The organism is Colwellia sp. BRX8-4 (assembly GCF_014077345.1).
Lineage (GTDB): Bacteria > Pseudomonadota > Gammaproteobacteria > Enterobacterales > Alteromonadaceae > Colwellia_A.
Genome location: NZ_JACGVS010000024.1, coordinates 1 through 18,201 on the forward strand (window position 1 = coordinate 1; position 18,201 = coordinate 18,201).

The window sequence follows — 18,201 nt, forward strand, 5'->3', positions numbered from 1 at the left end:
AAAAACTAAAAAAACTAAAAAAACTAAAAAGAGAAAATTATGAAATTGTCTGCAAACCCTTTTCAAGCTTGCTTGGATACTATACTTTCACCCCTTGTTGCTTTTGATACGGTTAAAGAAAAAAAAGGCTGGTCATGGTTACCTTTTATTCTGCTGACTAGTTCTACTTTTGTGTTATTTATCTATTACTTTAGTGTTGTTGATTTTACTTGGTTAAAAGAGCAAATGATTAACCAAATTGCGGCGTCAAAACCGATGACCGATGATGAGCTTAAAGCCGTAGCAAGTTTTTATCAAAAGGATACCATGATTTGGACAACCGCTATTGGTGGCTCTTTAGGTTTTGTGGTTATTAACATGCTGACGGCCGTCTATTACCACATAGTGACGAAAGTCAGCGCGGCAAGTGAGTATAAATTTACTCAATGGTTTGCGTTTACTTGGTGGGCAAGTTTTCCTGCTATTATTTCTGTCGTGCTAAGTGCACTTGTTATTGTATTTGCTGGCGATGGTAGGGTGTCAATGCAAGATTTGCAGCCAACAAGTTTTAATAGCTTATTATTTTCTGTTGAGGCAAACAATGCTTGGTTTGGCCTGCTTGAAGCGATTAACTTATTTTCATTTTGGCTGATTGCAGTGACCACTATCGGTCTGCGCTCTTGGTTGAATATTAACACTCAAAAAGCATTTTTTATTGCTGCTGCTCCGCAAATACTTATCTTTATTTCTTGGGCTTTATACATAATGTTTATCGCTTAAAAAGAGCACGATTTTATGAAAAAAATACTGATTATTATTGTGGTTATTATTGGGCTAGTCAGTTTAGCTTACTTTAAAAAAACGGGTCAATCCCAGAGGCTTGAAGTTAAGGTTCAGCAAGTGGCTGCTGAAAACATTAAACGTTCAATTTTGGCCTCAGGCACTTTAGTTTATAAAGAGCAGGTTCAGTTACGCTCTGAAGTTATTGGCCAAGTCAGTGAAATGTTAATAGAAGAAGGTGATGAGGTGACTAAGGGGCAAGTATTAATGCGCCTTGAACCTCGCACTTTCCGTGCTGATGTCGAGCAACAAGCGGCTTTTGTTCGTATTCAAAAGATTGCCATCGAGCATCAAAGCAAGAAAATTGAAAACTTAAAATCTCAATGGCAGCGCAAACATGACTTATATCAACGAAAAATTCTTGACCGTGACGCTTATGAACTTATCGACAATCAATACGCATTAGCAAAAATTGATTTACGTTCTCGTCAAGAATCTTTACTGCAAGCGCAAGCTACACTTGATAAAGCACAAGAGCGTTTAGATAAAACCGTTTTTCGTTCTCCTATAAAGGGTATTGCGACGTCAGTTGATATTAAACAAGGCGAAACAGCCATTAGTGGCAGCACAAATATTTCAGGATCAAATTTAATTACTTTAGCTGATCCCTCTTCTATTCTCATTGAAGTAGAGGTCGACGAAGCAGATATTGCAAATATTCTTGTTGGACAGCAAGCCGATATCTTTGCGGTCGCCTTTCCTGATAAAGCGCTTAAGGGGCAAGTTCAGAGCATTGCCACCACAGCTAAGCGCGCACAAGGACGACAAGGTTTAAGCTTCAAAGTTAAAATATTATTGTCTGACTCAAATACTATCGCCGTTCGACCTGGTATGAGTTGTCGCGCCGAAATATATACCCAGAGTAAAAGTAAAACGATAGCGGTACCCAGTGAGTCAGTCATTTTTGCTACACAGGGCAAGAACGTTCAAGTAGACGATGAAAGCGATAACGAAGCGCTTGCAGATAATGTTGACCACGTATTTGTGCTTATTGATGGTAAGGCTGTAAAGCAGAATGTTGAGCTAGGTATCTCAAATGATCGCTTACAAGAAATTACTTCAGGCCTAAAAGTAGGTGATAAAGTGATCATTGGACCCGCAAGAGCACTTGGTAAATTAAAAGATGCTCAGTCGGTGAAAGTGATCGATAAAGAGGCATAAATGATGTCTAACATTTCTCAAGAAAAAAAAGTGATAGCGCCAATTATTTCATTAAGAAATATCGCTCGCCTTTATAAAATGGGTAATCAAGCGTTTTATGCACTCAATAATTTTGATTTGGATATTCAATATAATGACTTTATTGCTATAACCGGACAGTCGGGGTCAGGTAAATCGACCTTGATGAATATTCTTGGCTGCTTAGATTATCCAACAAGTGGTGAATATAAACTTAAAGACAGAGATGTAGCTAAGCTTGATGAAACAACTCTGGCGGGTATTAGAAATTTAGAAATTGGCTTTATTTTTCAAAGTTTTAATTTATTACCCAGATCAAGTGCTTTACAAAATGTCATGCAACCATTGATATATCGAGGCATGCCAATCAAAGAACGCCGTATAAAGGCTAAGCTAGCCTTAACCCGGGTCGGTTTAAAGGACCGCATTGACCATTTACCGAATCAGTTGTCTGGTGGACAACGTCAGCGTGTCGCTATCGCTCGGGCATTAGTCACTGAACCTGCGATATTGTTAGCAGATGAACCTACCGGGAACTTAGATTCAGCAACCACAATGGAAATTATGGCACTGTTTGATGAGCTTCACCAAGATGGCCAAACCCTAATTATTGTAACCCATGAACAGGAAATAGCCGATCGTTGTCAGCGAGTTATACGCTTAACTGATGGCTGCTTAGTTGCTGATTCATTAAACCCAAATATTGAACAGCACTATAAAGAGCAGCAACTGATAAAGGAGAGTGCTAATGTCTAGTGTTTTCTTTAAAATTGTTGAGAGTACTCGTTCAGCGGCACATTCGGTGCGTGCTCACGGTTTTCGAAGTTTTTTAACAACCTTAGGTATTATTATTGGCGTTGCCTCAGTGATTGCTGTTGTCTCTGTCGTACAAGGATTAAGCAGCAGTATTACTTCGCAGTTCGACGATATGGGCACTAATGTTGTCAGTATTAATGCTTTTACGCCGCTAAAAGAACGTCTTCAAGGCAAAGTTGCCAAATTAACTTACCGTGACTTTTTAGAAATACAGTATAAAGTTTCAGGCATTAGCCATATCACTCCAACGGTTGCCGCAACAGGCCCAAATGGCGTAGTTCAGTATAAAGGGGAGTCAACGGCAACACGCGTTGTCGGTACAGGCTCTAGTTATCAATCTCTATATGGCATCTTTCCTGAAACGGGGCGCTTTTTTAATATAAATGATGATAAGTCTCGACGCCGCGTAGCCGTGTTAGGGGACTCGATTATAGACAAACTTGAAATCAAAGGTTCTGCTGTTGGTCAGTATATTATGATTGGCGGTGAGTGGTTTAAAGTGATTGGCGTGCTAGAAAAGCGTGGTAAACTTTTTGGCTTTGATCAAGATGACTTTATACTGTTGCCTTATACAACAACAAGAGCTTTGTTAGGTGGTGCTGAAGAACCCGATATCAGTATTTCGCTGCAAGTGGACGATGCAAATCAACTTGAAAGTATTAAGCAGCATATTCAAAATCTACTGCGTCGAAATCATAATATATCTAAAGAAACAGCGGATGATTTTAAAATTAGTACCGCAGAGCAAATGCTTGAAACCGTCAATAGTATTACCTCAAGTACCACTATGGTGCTCAGTGGTGTTGTTGGTATTTCATTATTGGTAGGCGGTATTGGTATTATGAATATTATGCTGGTTTCAGTGACTGAACGCACCCGCGAAATAGGTATTCAAAAAGCGCTTGGCGCAACGCGTGTAGATATACTTTTGCAGTTTCTTATAGAAGCTGTGTTCTTATGTTTACTGGGTGGTTTAATTGGTTTGGCATTAGGTTATGGTGCTGGCGCTTTGGTGAGTAGCCTTATTGATTTACCATCAGCAGAAGTACCTATGTGGGCTATAATGTTATCGTTTGGTTTTAGTGCAGGCGTTGGGCTGTTATTTGGTATTATTCCAGCGGCTAAAGCGGCTAATTTAGATCCTATTGATGCGCTACGTTATGAGTAGTTAACATGTATTACAGCGATATAATTGTGTAATTAAAGAGCTTATTAACGTTTTATATTTTATACCTCTTAAACAAAAAAAGCCCAGTCATAGACTGGGCAAAAAATATAAGGGAGAAACATAATCAATAAAAGTTTAGCTTTCGTTTGCTCCTATCGAATGGTTAGTTCTTGAAGCAGCACGTGGTTGCAGTAAACTTTTACCATTTATCGCAATTTTTCTTGGTTTTAACGCTTCAGGTATTTCTCTCTCTAAATCTATATGCAGCAAACCATGCTCCATAAAAGCACCGATGACTTTGACATGTTCACCGAGTTGAAATTTACGTTCGAAGTTACGCTCAGCAATACCTTGATGTACAAAGTTTCTTGGTGAACCATTATCGTTGACAGGTTTGGTACCGGTAACGATTAAGGTGTTCTCTTTTGATTCAATTTCAAGATCTTCATCGGCAAAGCCAGCAATAGCCATAGTAATACGATATTGGTCTTCGGCAAGTAATTCTACATTGTAAGGGGGGTAAGATGATTGCTTGTCTGTACGAGACGCTTTTTCAATTAAACCCGCTAAGTGTTCAAAGCCAATAAATGAACGGTAAAGTGGGCTGATATCTGTTTGTATACGCATAATTCATATCCTATTAGTTATACCCATAATTGAGATGTAAGGGTATTAGCAATATGGGATCTCTTTTGAATATTTCTGTGCTTACTATAACCAACATAAAGTCGCGATATAGCTAGGCTGAAATTATTATTCTCAGAGATTTAAGGTGCCTTTCAATATTGAACAGGCGGTTAATGTAGTCCCGTTTAGCTTGTGGCGACTACATTAATAAAGATGGGCGCGATGTTTTATTTTTCAAGTTTTAAATTTAAATTAAAATTGTTTTTAATTTAAGCTTTTGAAATGTAATGATTTATTGTTTGTCGTTATTCTCTTGAACCGTTTCCATATCCAGTGTTTCACTTGGGCTTAATGCTTGTATGGTCGAAAGGGCTAATTCATAATTAGGGTGCTTTGAAATATCAGCAACAATTTCCTTGTAAGCGATCATTCCTGATGAATCAATAATAAATATCGCTCGCGTTAATAAGCCCATATCTTTAATGAGTAAGCCGTAATTACTACCAAAGTTGCGCCACACTGAATCAGATAAGACCGTTATTTTATCGATACTTTCTGCTTCACAAAAACGTTTTTGCGCAAAAGGTAAATCATTGCTAATCGTTAACACAACAATGTCTTGGGGTAATTTTGCCATTTCTTCGTTGAAACGTTTTGTTTGTAAGGCACAGACGCCGGTGTCTAAACTTGGTACCACAGAGATAAGAATGTTTTTTCCTGAGAATGCTTCGAGAGTTACCGGCACAAAACTGGCATTAACCACTTTAAAATTAGGGGCTTTTTGACCAACATCAACTTGTGTACCTAATAGCGTGATGAATTTGTTATTTGCCTTAACTAAGTCAGTTGTTTGTTGTAAATTATCTTCATCAAGTGGCTTTGCAGATGCCACAAAAATGCTCAGGCTATTTAAAGTTAAAATCAGTGAAAAAGTAAGAAATACGGTTGAAAATTTCATAATGTTAAGCGCGCTTAAAAATTTTGGATAAAGAGATGTTAACTTTGACGATAAAAAATAGCCATTATTTAGTGCTTTATTTCAAATATTATCTATTGTTATTTATAGATAAACAGTAAAATGTTGAAAAATCATCACCACAACTATTATCTGAAAATAGGAATAACGAAAATATGTCAATACCCTTGTTAATTTGTGATGACTCAAATATGGCGCGTAAGCAGGTAGCACGTTCTTTACCTGATGATTGGGATGTCGAGATAAGCTTTGCTACTAACGGCGAAGAAGGCATTCAAGCAATAAAAGCTGGTAAAGGTGATGTACTTTTACTTGATTTAAATATGCCAGTGATGGACGGTTACCAAGTCCTTGAAACTATTATTAAAGAAGACTTAAACACTATGGTGATTGTAATTTCTGGCGATATACAGCCAGAAGCACACCAACGTGTTACGAGCTTAGGTGCTCTAGACTTTATTCAAAAGCCAGTCAATAAAACCAAACTAACAGAAATATTATCGGCTTACGGTATTTTTACCCAAAACAGCGAAGAAGAAAAGCCTTTACCCGTTGAAATCGAAAAACCGCCGGTGATAGCCCCAGCTCCTAAACATAGCGAGTTGGCACCACTGACACAAGCGGCAGAGACAGTTAGTATTGAAAGAGAACAATCAGATGAAGCGTTTTTCTTAGACCCTGAACTTCGAGACTGTTACCAAGAAATAGCCAACGTCGCTATGGGACAAGCAGGAGATTTATTAGCGCGTTTACTTGATGTGTTTGTTGTTCTCCCCATTCCTAATGTCAACTTAATTGAAGTTAGTGAACTGAGCATGGCGCTCTCTGATGTAGAAGAACAAGAAAGTACTTCGGGAATTTGCCAAGGATTTATTGGCGCGGGTATTTCTGGTGAAGCACTACTTATTTTAAATGACTCAAGTTTTAAAGATGTTGCTTCATTAATGAATTATAAGTATGAAGTTGATGAAAGTACTGAGCTTGAATTATTAATGGATCTAGCCAATGTACTTATTGGTGCTTGTTTAAATGGTGTTTCTGCCCAATTAGATATGCCTTTTAGCCAAGGCCACCCCGTTGTTTTAGGACAACATAAAAAAATATCTGAGTTGATAGCGACCAACTCTAAAAAATGGAAGCGTACCTTAGCTATCGAAATTAGTTATAGCATTGAAGACTATTCAATCAAATGTGATTTACTCTTACTCTTTACCGAAGAGTCTATGCGTACACTCAATAATAAAATCTCTTACTTACTGGATTAACTATGTCATTAGAAACATCACAAATAAATGAATTACATTGGTTAATGGAAATGTTACACACCATCGATGTAGGATTGGTTGTACTAGATAGAGATTATAAAGTGCAAATATGGAATGGTTTTATGGAGAATCATAGCGGTCTGTTACCCCGTGAAGTGAAAGATAAAGTGCTATTCCCTTTGTTTGATGAAATACCTGAAGCATGGTTTAAGCGCAAAGCTGAATCAGTCTTTTTACTAAAAAATAAAGCCTTTACAATTTGGGAACAACGTCCTTATTTGTTTAAGTTTCAAAATTATCGTCCTATCACAGGGGCGGCTGATTATATGTATCAAAATACTACTTTTATTCCTTTGATGTCAGCGACAGGAATAGTGACTCATTTATGTCTCATTATTTATGATGTGACTGATAATGCTTCTCATAAAAAAGACTTAGTTAAGGCGAATAAAGAATTAGCTATTTTGAGTCAAACTGATGGCCTAACAAAACTGTTTAATCGCACGCACTGGGAGCATTGCTTGCAAGCGGAATACAAGCGTTGGATCCGTAGTCAAAACCCTAGTTGCTTAGTGATGATTGATATTGATCATTTTAAAGTGGTTAACGATACCTATGGCCATGTCGTTGGTGACGAAGTTATTCGCCATATCTCAGGACTTATTCGCCATCATGTGCGTGAAACAGATGTTTCGGGGCGCTACGGTGGTGAGGAATTTGTTATATTATTAGCGGACACACCATTAGATAATGGTAAAGTATTTGCTGAACGATTAAGAGAAGAGATTGAAAAATCTGTGGTGAAATATAATGACATTGATGTTAAATATACGGTAAGTATGGGGATTGCTGAAATAGACATTAGTATTGAAAGTTATGAAGCTTGGATTGAGTGTGCTGATGCCGCTATGTACCGAGCAAAAGATAATGGCCGTAATCAAATAGCCTTGCACCCTAAGCAACTAGTTTAGTTCGTTACAAATAAGTCATAAAAAAAGCCCTTATGGGCTTTTTTTATATAAAATATTTACTTTAATGAGCGTAAACTTTTTTTCCATTTACCCAAGTCGCTATGACTTTATTCTTCCAGATATCTTGTTGGTTTTCTGTAAAGTAATTATCTTCTAATAAAATAAAGTCAGCTTTTTTACCTTTTTCTAAGCTACCTAAAGTATTTTCTTGGTGTGCTGCATAAGCCGCGTCAATAGTAAAAGTTCGTAAGGCTTCTAAGCGTGTCATACTTTCTTCACTGAACCAGCCATTTTTCGGTTGGTTCTGATGATCTTGACGGGTGACTGAAGAGTGTAAACCAAAAAATGGATTAGGAGATTCCACTGGAAAATCTGAGCCTGCAGCGATTATAGCTTTGGCATTCATCAATTTACGCCATGCATAAGCACCTAAAATACGTTCTTCACCAATTCGGTCAACAGCCATGTTTTTATCACTGGTTGCGTGTGTAGCTTGCATTGAAGCGATAATGTTGAGCTCAGCGAAGCGAGGAATATCACTTAATTGTAATATTTGCGCATGTTCAACTCTATGACGAAGCGCTTCGCTATTTGTTGCTTTTATTTGGTGTTGATATAAATCTAGAACCACTTTATTAGCATTATCACCAATGGCATGAGTATTCACCTGAAAACCTGCCTTCATCGCAGTATTCATATACAAGGTTAACTTTTCTTTGTCATGTAACATTAAACCTTTATGACCAGCATGGTCTGAATAATCAGCAATTAAAGAGGCGCCACGACTACCCAAAGCACCATCGGCTTGAATTTTCACACTATTAAAATTAAGCATGTTATCACGGCTAGTGAATGGTCCTTGCTTGAGTGTTTCCTGCCAATTTTCAGAGGGTAAATACAACATAGCGTTGACACGCATAGGGAGGGCGTTTTCATTGCTCAATTCTTTGAATAGTTCAAGGTTATCAGTAAAAATACCAGCATCATGAACACTGGTTAAACCAAAAGATACCAATTTATTAAGCGCTTTTTTTAAGACTAATTTTTGTTCTTGCTTGGTCAAAGGGGCAATGCTTTTAGTGATCAAATCCATGGCATTATCAATAAAAATTCCTGTTGGCTGACCAGAGTCATCACGAATTATATCGCCACCCGTTGGACTTTGTGTCGCTGATGTTATACCAGCAAGCTCCATCGCTTTAGTATTGGCCCAGCCCGCATGTCCATCAACACGTCGTAAGAATACTGGTTTGTTAGGAAAGTGTTTATCTAGCGATTTTGCTGTTGGAAATTGGGTGTTTTCCCATTGAGTTTGGTTCCAGCCTTGTCCTTGTACCCAAGTAATATCTGGGTTTGCCTTTGCATAATTTATGGCTTTCTTTACCGCTGATTCTTCTGAAAGTGAGCCAAGTAAATTTGCTTGCATCAAACTTAAGCCGTAACTTAATATATGGCCATGAGCATCAATTAAGCCCGGAAGTAGTGTTTTACCCTGGCCATCGATAACCGTCATCTGACCGGATTTAGGTAATACTTCACCATCGATAAAAAGTTTATCAATTTTATCATCGGTAAATTGAATAGCCGTAAACTGCTTTAATTGTTGGTCAGCTAAAGTATAGCCCTGAACATTGGTGATAATGGTTGTTTGTGCGAAGGCTAAACTGGTAGAGGTCAGTAAAAATAAGGTTAAAGTGGACAGGTGTTTAGTCAATACTTTCATAAATAAATCCTATGTATTATTGTTTTTTATGTTTTTTTATTGAGCATAGGATAAAGGCAGAAAAATAAAATTAATAGTATTAATGGTAATAACCAATGAATAAGTTGCCAATATTGACTATAAAAAGTCTTTCCTTGGACGAGTTCAAGGTCAGCTTTAAGCACAGCGTCAGTAAACTGTGGCAGTGTGGCTTGAATATTTCCTTGGTGATCAACGATAGCGGTTACACCATTGTTGGTGGCACGTAGCAGTGGTCGACCAAATTCCAAAGCGCGCATGCGAGCAATGTCTAAATGTTGATGTGGACCATGTGAATCGCCAAACCAAGAATCATTGCTAACCGTGAGTAAAATGTCGGTTTCGTTGGTAAAGTTAGCGGCTAATTGCTCAGGAAAGGCAATTTCAAAACAAATAAGCGGTAATAGATGAACGCCTTTAGCAACAAGGTTGGGTTGAATATAGTCACCTCGGGTGAAAGAAGAATATTGTAAATTAAATATTGGCGCAATTTTTCTTAATATGTCACCAAAAGGCACAAATTCACCTATGGGTAACAGGTGGTTTTTATAATAGCGGTTACTATGGTTATAACGGTAATGCCCAGTATCGTCGTTACTTTCTTTTTTACCGATGACAATCAGTGAATTGAAATAGGTTTTTGATTGATATTTGTAATCTAAAATACCGGTAATAATAGCACTATCATTGAGTGCGGCAGATCTATCGGCCATACTGAGAAAGTCTTGTGCAGCGGGTTCTAATGCTGTTACTGCTGACTCCGGCCAAACAATAATGTCAGCATCATAATTTTCTCGGCTGTGATCTAGGTATTTTAATTGGATGGGCCACTCTTTTTCGGGCTGCCATTTCATTGATTGTTCAACATTACCTTGTACTAAAGCAGCGGTAATTGTTTTGCTGGTCGGTGTTACCCAAGCAACATTCGTTAATAAATAAGCGGAGATAGACACAGCAATCAATAAGAGTATATGTGTCTTGCGATAGCAGTTATTTATAACATTAATAACCGCAATACTGATTACCAGCAGCAAAGCACTTATTCCTATTTCACCAATCAGTGGTGCAAAACTCGCTAGTGGACCATCGATTTGGCTATAGCCAATTGAAAGCCAGGGAAAACCAGTCAAGATGTTAGCACGCAAATATTCTGAAATAAGCCAGCAGGGTGGCAGTAACCACAGAGAGAATTTTTTCTTTGGCGCAAACCTCGTTGATAAATAGCAAGCAAGTGCTGGATAAAGTGCCAAATAACAACACAATAACACCATCAATAACAGTGAGAAAAATAGTGGCAAACCACCAAATTGATCAATACTGACATGCACCCAACTAATACCGCTACCAAACCAACCAAGAGCAAAGATGAAACCTTGTTTAGTGGCTGTCTTTACATCAGTACCATTAATAGAATGGAGAAATAACGGCAGCACAATAAGCATCAGCCACCATAGCGAAAAAGGTGCGTAGGCGAGCACTAAGCTGAGCCCAGCAAGGAAGCTGAGCCAGTTACGCTTATTAAATAAGTTATCGCGTAGTCGTTTTATTAGGCGAGTGCCTAGTGTCTTGAGCGCCATTGAGGTTAGTCGACTATCTTTCCATTGATTTTATGGTCTTTTGGAATCGTAATATGTAAGCTTTGGATACGGCGATTATCGCCGGCGGTGACTTTAAATTCAAAATCACCAATCGTCATTATTTCACCTTTTTTAGGCATATGGCCAAATTGATGTAACACTACGCCACCAATAGTATCGGCATCGTTGCCATCAAACTCAGTATTAAAATATTCATTGAAGTCATCAAGCTCTGTTAATGCCTTAACTTGATAAACATTACCGGCAAGATACTTAATATCTAGTTCAATTTCATCATCTGTTTCATCTTCAATTTCACCAACAATTAATTCAAGAATATCTTCAATAGTGACAACACCAGAAACGCCACCATATTCATCAACAACAATTGCCATATGATAACGCTGAGAACGAAACTCTTGTAATAACGGTTCAACTCTTTTACTTTCTGGAACAATAATCGATGGACGAATTATTTTGGCTATGATGCATTCTTCTTGTTGACCAAAGCCGTAAGCGAGCAGATCTTTAGCGAGTAAAATTCCCTCAATGTGATCAATATCGTCGTTAATAACAGGAAATCTAGAGTGACCAGACTCTAAGATGATCGGTAAAGAATGTTCAATCGGATCGTTGATATCAAGCGTGACCATTTGCGATCTTGGGATCATAATATCACGCACTCGCATATCAGAAACTTCTAATACACCTTGGATCATTAACTTGGTTTCTGGCTTAATTAAGTCGCGGTCTTCAGCGTCATTTAATACATCAACCAATTCGTCTTTACTTTTGGGCTCTCCGGTAAAGACCTGTACTATTTTATCAAGTATCGATCGATTTGCAGAGCCGTTGCTAGAGTGGGGGTGGTCATCGCTCATAGAGCTTATTTATTTCCTGTAAGGTTAACTTGTTGCTTATTTTCTAATCAATCGAAAGTAAATTCAAGTAGTAAGTGGTTATTTATCTATGAATTCTAAAGGATAAATTTATTCATTTATAATATAAGGATCGGATATATCGAGTGCTTTAAGTAATTTTGTTTCCAGTGCTTCCATTTCTGTGGCTTCAACTTCATCAATATGATCGTAACCTAATAAGTGTAAGCAGCCATGAATCACCATATGAGCCCAGTGATTATGCAGGTCTTTGTGCTGTTCATTGGCTTCTTGGGCGACGATGTCAGCACAAATCACTAAATCACCGAGTAAGTCTAGTTCAATTTCTGCTGGTACCTCAAAAGGAAATGATAAAACATTGGTCGGTTTATCTTTTCCACGATACTGTAAGTTCAGAGACTGGCTTTCTTTAACGTCAACGAGACGAATGGTAAGTTCAAAATCCGTTTTATCATTATTTAAAGCGATATTTACCCAAGATTGAAACTGTTCATTGCTGGGTAAATTTTTGGCATCACAAGCATGTTGAAGATCGAGTAGTGTTGCCACTATTGATTATCCATAGCATCAAGTGCCGCTTTATTTCTTTTTTCATCTTTTAAACGTTTTTCTTTTTGTTCAAAAGCATCATATGCATCAACAATTCTAGCCACAACCGGGTGGCGGACAATATCTTTTGATTCAAAGTAGTTGAAACTAATGCCAGGAATATCGTCAAGTACTTCAATCGCGTGACGTAAGCCTGATTTAGCACCACGTGGTAAATCTACTTGGGTAATATCACCGGTGATAACAGCACGGGCATTAAAGCCAATACGGGTTAAAAACATTTTCATTTGTTCTACGGTCGTATTCTGACTTTCATCAAGAATTATAAAAGCATCATTTAATGTTCTGCCACGCATATAAGCAAGAGGAGCAATCTCAATGACATTGCGCTCGATAAGCTTTTCAACTTTTTCAAAACCTAGCATTTCAAAGAGTGCGTCGTATAATGGGCGCAGGTAAGGATCCACTTTTTGTGATAAATCACCTGGAAGGAATCCCAATTTTTCACCCGCTTCAACGGCTGGGCGTGTTAACAGAATTCGTCTAACTTCTTGTTTTTCTAAAGCTTCAACAGCACAAGCAACGGCTAAATAGGTTTTACCTGTACCCGCAACACCAACGCCAAAGCTAATGTCATTACTCATAATGTTATGCACATAACTTTGCTGGTTTGGATTACGAGGTTTGACGACACCACGTTTGGTTTTTATAGTCACTAACTTGTCGAAATCAACATCAACTTTAGTGGGCTCTTGCTCAAGCACTTTTGCGTCTAAAATAGCAAGATGGACCATTTTTTCTGTGATTTCTTTTAGCTCATTTTTTACGGTTGCTGTTTCAATATATAAATTCTTAAGCAAGACAATGACGGCTTCACAATTTGCGGGTTCACCCATCACTTTAAATTCATTGCTGCTGTAACTTATTTTAACACCAAGGCGACGTTCAATGGTTTTTAAGTTATCGTCCATTGAACCACATAAATTCGCTAGGCGATTATTATCAAGCGGTGTTAAGTCAAATTGTTTGCTAATACTTGTAGTCAAATTTATATCCGTTTTTATAGGCTAAGGTTTTAATTATTAAGGCGTAAAACTACCAACACCTAACTCGTCGATGTTACTACTTTTGCTAGTATGATGACTGTTCGCTAGGATGTCTTGTGGAGAATACGCAATGCGCAAGCCCATTTCACTTTCTTCGCGCACTAATTCACCGCGCAGCGAGTTAGCATAAACATCAGTAATTTTAATATCAACAAATTGACCAATAACCGTGTGAGGAGCAACAAAATTAACCGTGCGGTTATTTTCTGTTTTACCGCGTAATTCCATCGGATTTTTCTTTGAAGGACCTTCAACAAGAATACGTTGTTCTGTATTCAACATTTGACGTGCAATACGTAATGCTTGATGGGTAATTTGGTCTTGAAGCACTTTTAAACGTTCTTTTTTAGTGATATCAGAAATATCATCAATCATATCTGCTGCCGGTGTACCAGGGCGAGCACTGTAAATAAAACTAAAGCTTAAATCGAAATCTACCGCTTTAATTAAATCCATTGTTGCTTGGAAGTCAGCATCCGATTCACCAGGAAAACCAATAATGAAATCTGAACTCATGCAAATATCTGGACGTGCTTTCTTTAATTTTCGAATTTGTGATTTATATTCTAATGCAGTATGACCACGTTTCATTTGCGTTAAAATTCTATCTGAGCCACTTTGTACCGGTAAATGTAGGTGACTTACTAATTCAGGAACGTCTTTGTAGACCTCAATGATATCATCGGTAAATTCAATCGGATGTGATGTTGTATAGCGAATACGGTCAATGCCGTCAACCGTAGCAACCAAACGCAATAATTCTGAAAAACGACAAATTTCATCATCGTGCGTAATACCACGATAGCCATTAACGTTTTGTCCTAATAAATTAACTTCTCGTACACCTTGTGCAGCAAGTTGAGCTATTTCATATAATACATCGTCAAGTGGACGACTGACTTCTTCACCACGAGTGTAAGGTACAACACAGAAGGTACAGTATTTACTACAGCCTTCCATAATCGACACAAAAGCGCTAGCGCCATCAGCTTTAGGTTCAGGAAGACGATCAAACTTTTCAATTTCAGGAAAGCTAACATCAACAACAGGATTATGATCACCGGTAACTTGTTGGATCATTTCAGGTAGGCGGTGCAATGTTTGTGGGCCAAAAACCATATCAACATAAGGCGCACGCTGGCGAATAGCATCACCTTCTTGAGAAGCAACACAGCCACCAACACCAATTAATAAACCGGGTTTATTGTCTTTTAGATGTTTCCAACGGCCTAGCTGATGAAAAACCTTTTCTTGTGCCTTTTCGCGTATAGAACAAGTGTTTAATAAGATGACATCAGCATCTTCAGCTTCGTCAGCCAATACAAAACCATGCGTTGAATCTAATAATTCGGCCATTTTCTGCGAGTCATACTCGTTCATTTGGCAACCCCAAGTTTTGATATATAGCTTTTTACTCATTAACTTTCCACTCATTAAATATTTAAAAATTTAGACAAACTAACATGAAATTTATTGCTTCGCAGTTAGTTCAATTTAAGGATGCATATTTTACTCCTTCTTGACGCTTGACGCCAGTACCCGATTCAACTTTAAGTGGCGCGGGTCTATCTGATCTCAATTATTGACCGCAACCATTAATAATATTCGTATAACTGATATAGGTTGGTTAGAATAACTTTGAAAAATCATTAAATAAAAAGTGTAAATTTTATGAGCAATTTTGATTGTGTCGTGGTCGGTGGTGGTATGGTTGGCGCTGCTAGTGCGTTATCTTTGGCAAACTTAGGGTTAACTGTGGCTATTGTCGAACCAAAGCAACCCGTCTGTTTTAATGAAACACAAGCACTAGATTTACGTGTTTCAGCTATATCGCTTGCTTCTGAGCATTTGTTAACACAATTGGGGGCTTGGCCACAATTAAAACAATGGCGAATGTGTCCTTATAAACGATTAGGTGTTTGGGAAAATCAGGCAAGTTATACCGAGTTTAACGCCGATGACATTGGGCAATCTCATCTTGGCCATATTATTGAAAATCGCTTAGTTCAGCTTGCCTTATGGCAGCAAATTAAAACTCACAGTAAGGTGACTTTATTTGCACCAGCGAGTTTAGAAAGCTTTACTGAACATCAAAATGAAATCGCAGTAAGCTTGGCAATTAAACCGGCTGAAAAAGAGTGTAGTGAAATAGAAAAAATTACCACTCAAATATTAATTGCGGCTGATGGCGCTCATTCACAGGTAAGAAAACTAGCTCATATAGGTATAACGGGTTGGGATTATCAGCAATCAGCAATGCTTATTAATGTTGAAACTCAACATTTACAACAAGATATTACCTGGCAACAATTTTTTCAGACTGGCCCAATTGCTTTCTTACCGCTGCCAGGAGAAAGTCAATTAGGTGGTTATGCTTCCTTGGTTTGGTATCATCAAAAAAACGAGATAAAAAGGTTGTCGGCTTTATCTAATGAACAACTGCAAAGTGAAATCATTGAAAAATTTCCACAACGAATAGGTCAAATAAAGGTTATTAATAAAGGGGCATTTCCACTGACTCGTCGACATGCTAATACTTATCAAAAAGGTCGAGTATTATTATTAGGTGATGCAGCGCACACCATTAACCCCATGGCAGGGCAGGGAGTAAATCTTGGCTTTAAAGATGTTAAGGCTTTACAAACCGTCATAGCCAGTGCCATTGGTAATAATGAGTGTTGGCACTTGCCTGAGGTTTTATCACGTTACGAATCTAAGCGACGAATAGACAATCTATTGATGATGACAACGATGGATTCACTGTATGCAACGTTTAGCCACCCATCACCAGCTATTAAACTCTTTCGAAACATAGGGCTGACAATGGCAAATAAGATACCTTTTTTGAAAAATAAGGCTTTAGCTTACGCTTGTGGTGTATAAGTTGAAGTGATAATGGATCTTAAAAGAAATTTTTCAATGCAGTAATAGATTAAGTCTTAAGATAATATTTATTGGGTGTTTAAGGTAAGATTCAAAAAGAATGGCAGGGGTAAGAGGATTTGAACCTCTGAATGACTGGATCAAAACCAGCTGCCTTACCGCTTGGCTATACCCCTGTAATGTTACTTATTTTCTAACAACTATCATGATGATAACTGTTAGTTAGAATGGTACGGGTCAAGAGACTTGAACTCTCACATCTTTCGATACTGGAACCTAAATCCAGCGCGTCTACCAATTCCGCCAAACCCGCATTGCTTCTAATACTACTAAGCATTAATAGCCTTGTAGATATTTCAAATAATTATTATGTCACTCAGTAATGTTTACTATTTTTTTAATAAAAATTAATTACGTTTTAAAAAATGAATATTAAACAATAAAGTGGCAGGGGTAAGAGGATTTGAACCTCTGAATGACTGGATCAAAACCAGCTGCCTTACCGCTTGGCTATACCCCTGTAGGTATTCTAAATAACAAGTAAATATGACACTTATAATGTTTAATATTAGTTTTAATAAAGACTGATTGAGTTTTAAAAAAGGAATGTTAAACAAGAAAGTGGCAGGGGTAAGAGGATTTGAACCTCTGAATGACTGGATCAAAACCAGCTGCCTTACCGCTTGGCTATACCCCTGCAATGTTACTTACTTTCTAACAAATATCATGATGATAAATGTTAGTTAGAATGGTACGGGTCAAGAGACTTGAACTCTCACATCTTTCGATACTGGAACCTAAATCCAGCGCGTCTACCAATTCCGCCAAACCCGCATTTCTTCTAATACTTCTTTCACTACTAAGAGTTAAATGGTGGCTACACCGGGATTTGAACCTGGGACCCCATCATTATGAGTGATGTGCTCTAACCAGCTGAGCTATGTAGCCTTTCCGTATTGCCTCTCAGCAAGTGGCGCGTATTATGCAAATCTGCTTAGGCTACGTCAACCGTTTTTTTATAATAAATGCTAATTTCTTTCTGTTTGCTTGTTTAGTCTACAAATTGGGCGTTTAATATTCTAGGAAAGCGCAATCTCTTTAAAATAAAAACAAGAACGCTAAGTTCTTGCTTTATTTTAAAGAAGCGTAGATATCAACTTATGATTATTTTACGCGTTCTTTTGCTTCTTCTTCTAAATGTTTTGAGTATTTACCAATATCGGCGATATGTTTAGCAACTTCTTTTGAAGGTACTTTACCAATAATAAATTCACCTGTTTCTAAAGCGCTATTAGATGCAGCAAAAACTAATAAATTTTGGCCGTTACATTCGATACTACCAAAAAGTGCACGAATTTTTAATTTATTTTGTTTCATAAATGAACGTAAGCGGTTCTTATCATTAGCCGCAACGTATTCACAAATACGAAGAGATATATTATCGGCTTTAGTCACAGGGGCAAAAGTTACTGAAGCGGCAATTAAGCTAGCAAGTAGGAGTGTTTTTTTCATGGTCTGCCTTTTTATTGTTTATTAAAGTAATAGGTTATTGGTCTGACGTTGATGATTTTAACTTATATCAGATTGGTATTATGATAATTGTGGTATATTTTAGAAATAAAACA

General features: G+C 37.7%; 16 protein-coding genes and 6 tRNA genes. 7 read left to right on the plus strand and 15 right to left on the minus strand.

All coding sequences use genetic code 11. The features are described from left to right. Positions 1 to 39 precede the first annotated feature (39 nt). From H4J56_RS16440 to H4J56_RS16455, 4 genes are read left to right on the plus strand one after another with little or no spacing between them, the layout of a single operon-like run. A complete protein-coding gene (locus tag H4J56_RS16440; RefSeq protein ID WP_182215500.1) occupies positions 40 to 759 on the plus strand; it encodes a YIP1 family protein in 720 nt (239 codons plus the stop codon). A gap of 15 nt (positions 760 to 774) precedes the next feature. After that, on the plus strand, positions 775 to 1,980 hold the full coding sequence (locus H4J56_RS16445) for an efflux RND transporter periplasmic adaptor subunit (protein ID WP_182259620.1): 1,206 nt from the start codon (positions 775 to 777) through the stop codon (positions 1,978 to 1,980). Between the two features lie 33 nt (positions 1,981 to 2,013). Next, positions 2,014 to 2,754, plus strand: coding sequence for an ABC transporter ATP-binding protein (locus tag H4J56_RS16450; protein ID WP_310733593.1), 741 nt, complete (start codon positions 2,014 to 2,016; stop codon positions 2,752 to 2,754). After that, complete coding sequence (locus H4J56_RS16455; RefSeq protein WP_182215494.1) at positions 2,747 to 3,982, plus strand: ABC transporter permease; 1,236 nt, start codon at positions 2,747 to 2,749, stop codon at positions 3,980 to 3,982. Before H4J56_RS16450 ends, H4J56_RS16455 begins: the two co-directional genes overlap by 8 nt. Before the next feature lie 135 nt (positions 3,983 to 4,117). On the opposite strand, the gene H4J56_RS16460 is transcribed toward H4J56_RS16455, so the two are convergent. Further along, complete coding sequence (locus H4J56_RS16460; RefSeq protein WP_182215493.1) at positions 4,118 to 4,609, minus strand: Hsp20 family protein; 492 nt, start codon at positions 4,607 to 4,609, stop codon at positions 4,118 to 4,120. Between the two features lie 292 nt (positions 4,610 to 4,901). Beyond that, on the minus strand, positions 4,902 to 5,567 hold the full coding sequence (gene tpx / locus H4J56_RS16465; protein ID WP_182215491.1) for a thiol peroxidase: 666 nt from the start codon (positions 5,565 to 5,567) through the stop codon (positions 4,902 to 4,904). A 173-nt stretch (positions 5,568 to 5,740) separates the two neighbouring features. Between tpx and H4J56_RS16470 the strand changes: the two genes are divergently transcribed. Both H4J56_RS16470 and H4J56_RS16475 read left to right on the plus strand, forming a co-directional pair. Continuing rightward, a complete protein-coding gene (locus tag H4J56_RS16470) occupies positions 5,741 to 6,850 on the plus strand; it encodes a response regulator (RefSeq protein ID WP_182222683.1) in 1,110 nt (369 codons plus the stop codon). 2 nt (positions 6,851 to 6,852) lie between these two features. Further along, positions 6,853 to 7,821 (plus strand): diguanylate cyclase, encoded by a 969-nt coding sequence (locus tag H4J56_RS16475; RefSeq protein WP_182222684.1) that lies wholly within the window; start codon positions 6,853 to 6,855, stop codon positions 7,819 to 7,821. Positions 7,822 to 7,882: 61 nt separating this feature from the next. Here H4J56_RS16475 and H4J56_RS16480 read toward each other — a convergent pair whose 3' ends face one another. The 6 genes from H4J56_RS16480 to miaB all read right to left on the minus strand — a co-directional run bounded on the left by H4J56_RS16480 (position 7,883) and on the right by miaB (position 15,112). Next, positions 7,883 to 9,544 (minus strand): amidohydrolase, encoded by a 1,662-nt coding sequence (locus H4J56_RS16480; RefSeq protein WP_182259621.1) that lies wholly within the window; start codon positions 9,542 to 9,544, stop codon positions 7,883 to 7,885. Positions 9,545 to 9,570: 26 nt separating this feature from the next. Then, a complete protein-coding gene (lnt, locus tag H4J56_RS16485) occupies positions 9,571 to 11,139 on the minus strand; it encodes an apolipoprotein N-acyltransferase (RefSeq protein WP_182259622.1) in 1,569 nt (522 codons plus the stop codon). Between the two features lie 5 nt (positions 11,140 to 11,144). Further along, positions 11,145 to 12,020 carry an HlyC/CorC family transporter gene (locus H4J56_RS16490; protein WP_070376146.1) on the minus strand — a complete coding sequence of 292 codons (876 nt, stop codon included), beginning with the start codon at positions 12,018 to 12,020 and terminating at the stop codon, positions 11,145 to 11,147. Between the two features lie 108 nt (positions 12,021 to 12,128). Next, positions 12,129 to 12,587 (minus strand): rRNA maturation RNase YbeY, encoded by a 459-nt coding sequence (gene ybeY, locus H4J56_RS16495; protein ID WP_182215483.1) that lies wholly within the window; start codon positions 12,585 to 12,587, stop codon positions 12,129 to 12,131. Beyond that, on the minus strand, positions 12,587 to 13,633 hold the full coding sequence (locus H4J56_RS16500) for a PhoH family protein (RefSeq protein WP_182215481.1): 1,047 nt from the start codon (positions 13,631 to 13,633) through the stop codon (positions 12,587 to 12,589). Before H4J56_RS16500 ends, ybeY begins: the two co-directional genes overlap by 1 nt. Before the next feature lie 36 nt (positions 13,634 to 13,669). Then, the gene (gene miaB, locus H4J56_RS16505; RefSeq protein WP_182215480.1) at positions 13,670 to 15,112 is read right to left on the minus strand and encodes a tRNA (N6-isopentenyl adenosine(37)-C2)-methylthiotransferase MiaB; all 1,443 of its coding nucleotides are present in this window, start codon (positions 15,110 to 15,112) and stop codon (positions 13,670 to 13,672) included. Positions 15,113 to 15,364: 252 nt separating this feature from the next. On the opposite strand from miaB, the gene H4J56_RS16510 reads away from it, so the two are divergent. Continuing rightward, positions 15,365 to 16,576, plus strand: coding sequence for an FAD-dependent monooxygenase (locus H4J56_RS16510; RefSeq protein WP_182244529.1), 1,212 nt, complete (start codon positions 15,365 to 15,367; stop codon positions 16,574 to 16,576). 101 nt (positions 16,577 to 16,677) lie between these two features. Here the strand turns inward: H4J56_RS16510 and H4J56_RS16515 are convergent. The 7 genes from H4J56_RS16515 to H4J56_RS16545 all read right to left on the minus strand — a co-directional run bounded on the left by H4J56_RS16515 (position 16,678) and on the right by H4J56_RS16545 (position 18,088). After that, a tRNA-Gln gene (locus H4J56_RS16515) sits at positions 16,678 to 16,752 on the minus strand. A gap of 52 nt (positions 16,753 to 16,804) precedes the next feature. Beyond that, positions 16,805 to 16,889: transfer RNA gene (locus H4J56_RS16520), tRNA-Leu, on the minus strand. Between the two features lie 132 nt (positions 16,890 to 17,021). Beyond that, positions 17,022 to 17,096, minus strand: a tRNA-Gln gene (locus H4J56_RS16525). A gap of 102 nt (positions 17,097 to 17,198) precedes the next feature. Then, positions 17,199 to 17,273: transfer RNA gene (locus H4J56_RS16530), tRNA-Gln, on the minus strand. A gap of 52 nt (positions 17,274 to 17,325) precedes the next feature. Continuing rightward, a tRNA-Leu gene (locus H4J56_RS16535) sits at positions 17,326 to 17,410 on the minus strand. 37 nt (positions 17,411 to 17,447) lie between these two features. Beyond that, positions 17,448 to 17,524 (minus strand) — tRNA-Met (locus tag H4J56_RS16540). 216 nt (positions 17,525 to 17,740) lie between these two features. Further along, positions 17,741 to 18,088 (minus strand): DUF3718 domain-containing protein, encoded by a 348-nt coding sequence (locus tag H4J56_RS16545; RefSeq protein ID WP_182222688.1) that lies wholly within the window; start codon positions 18,086 to 18,088, stop codon positions 17,741 to 17,743. Positions 18,089 to 18,201: the final 113 nt, after the last annotated feature.

What these genes read in the sequence shown, in the direction of transcription:
- H4J56_RS16440 (WP_182215500.1), top strand. Translation starts at nt 40, where the DNA reads ATGAAATTGTCTGCAAACCCTTTTCAAGCTTGCTTGGATACTATACTT.
- H4J56_RS16445 (WP_182259620.1), top strand. Translation starts at nt 775, where the DNA reads ATGAAAAAAATACTGATTATTATTGTGGTTATTATTGGGCTAGTCAGT.
- H4J56_RS16455 (WP_182215494.1), top strand. Translation starts at nt 2,747, where the DNA reads ATGTCTAGTGTTTTCTTTAAAATTGTTGAGAGTACTCGTTCAGCGGCA.
- H4J56_RS16460 (WP_182215493.1), bottom strand. Translation starts at nt 4,609, where the DNA reads ATGCGTATACAAACAGATATCAGCCCACTTTACCGTTCATTTATTGGC.
- tpx (WP_182215491.1), bottom strand. Translation starts at nt 5,567, where the DNA reads ATGAAATTTTCAACCGTATTTCTTACTTTTTCACTGATTTTAACTTTA.
- H4J56_RS16470 (WP_182222683.1), top strand. Translation starts at nt 5,741, where the DNA reads ATGTCAATACCCTTGTTAATTTGTGATGACTCAAATATGGCGCGTAAG.
- H4J56_RS16475 (WP_182222684.1), top strand. Translation starts at nt 6,853, where the DNA reads ATGTCATTAGAAACATCACAAATAAATGAATTACATTGGTTAATGGAA.
- H4J56_RS16480 (WP_182259621.1), bottom strand. Translation starts at nt 9,544, where the DNA reads ATGAAAGTATTGACTAAACACCTGTCCACTTTAACCTTATTTTTACTG.
- lnt (WP_182259622.1), bottom strand. Translation starts at nt 11,139, where the DNA reads ATGGCGCTCAAGACACTAGGCACTCGCCTAATAAAACGACTACGCGAT.
- H4J56_RS16490 (WP_070376146.1), bottom strand. Translation starts at nt 12,020, where the DNA reads ATGAGCGATGACCACCCCCACTCTAGCAACGGCTCTGCAAATCGATCG.
- miaB (WP_182215480.1), bottom strand. Translation starts at nt 15,112, where the DNA reads ATGAGTAAAAAGCTATATATCAAAACTTGGGGTTGCCAAATGAACGAG.
- H4J56_RS16510 (WP_182244529.1), top strand. Translation starts at nt 15,365, where the DNA reads ATGAGCAATTTTGATTGTGTCGTGGTCGGTGGTGGTATGGTTGGCGCT.
- H4J56_RS16545 (WP_182222688.1), bottom strand. Translation starts at nt 18,088, where the DNA reads ATGAAAAAAACACTCCTACTTGCTAGCTTAATTGCCGCTTCAGTAACT.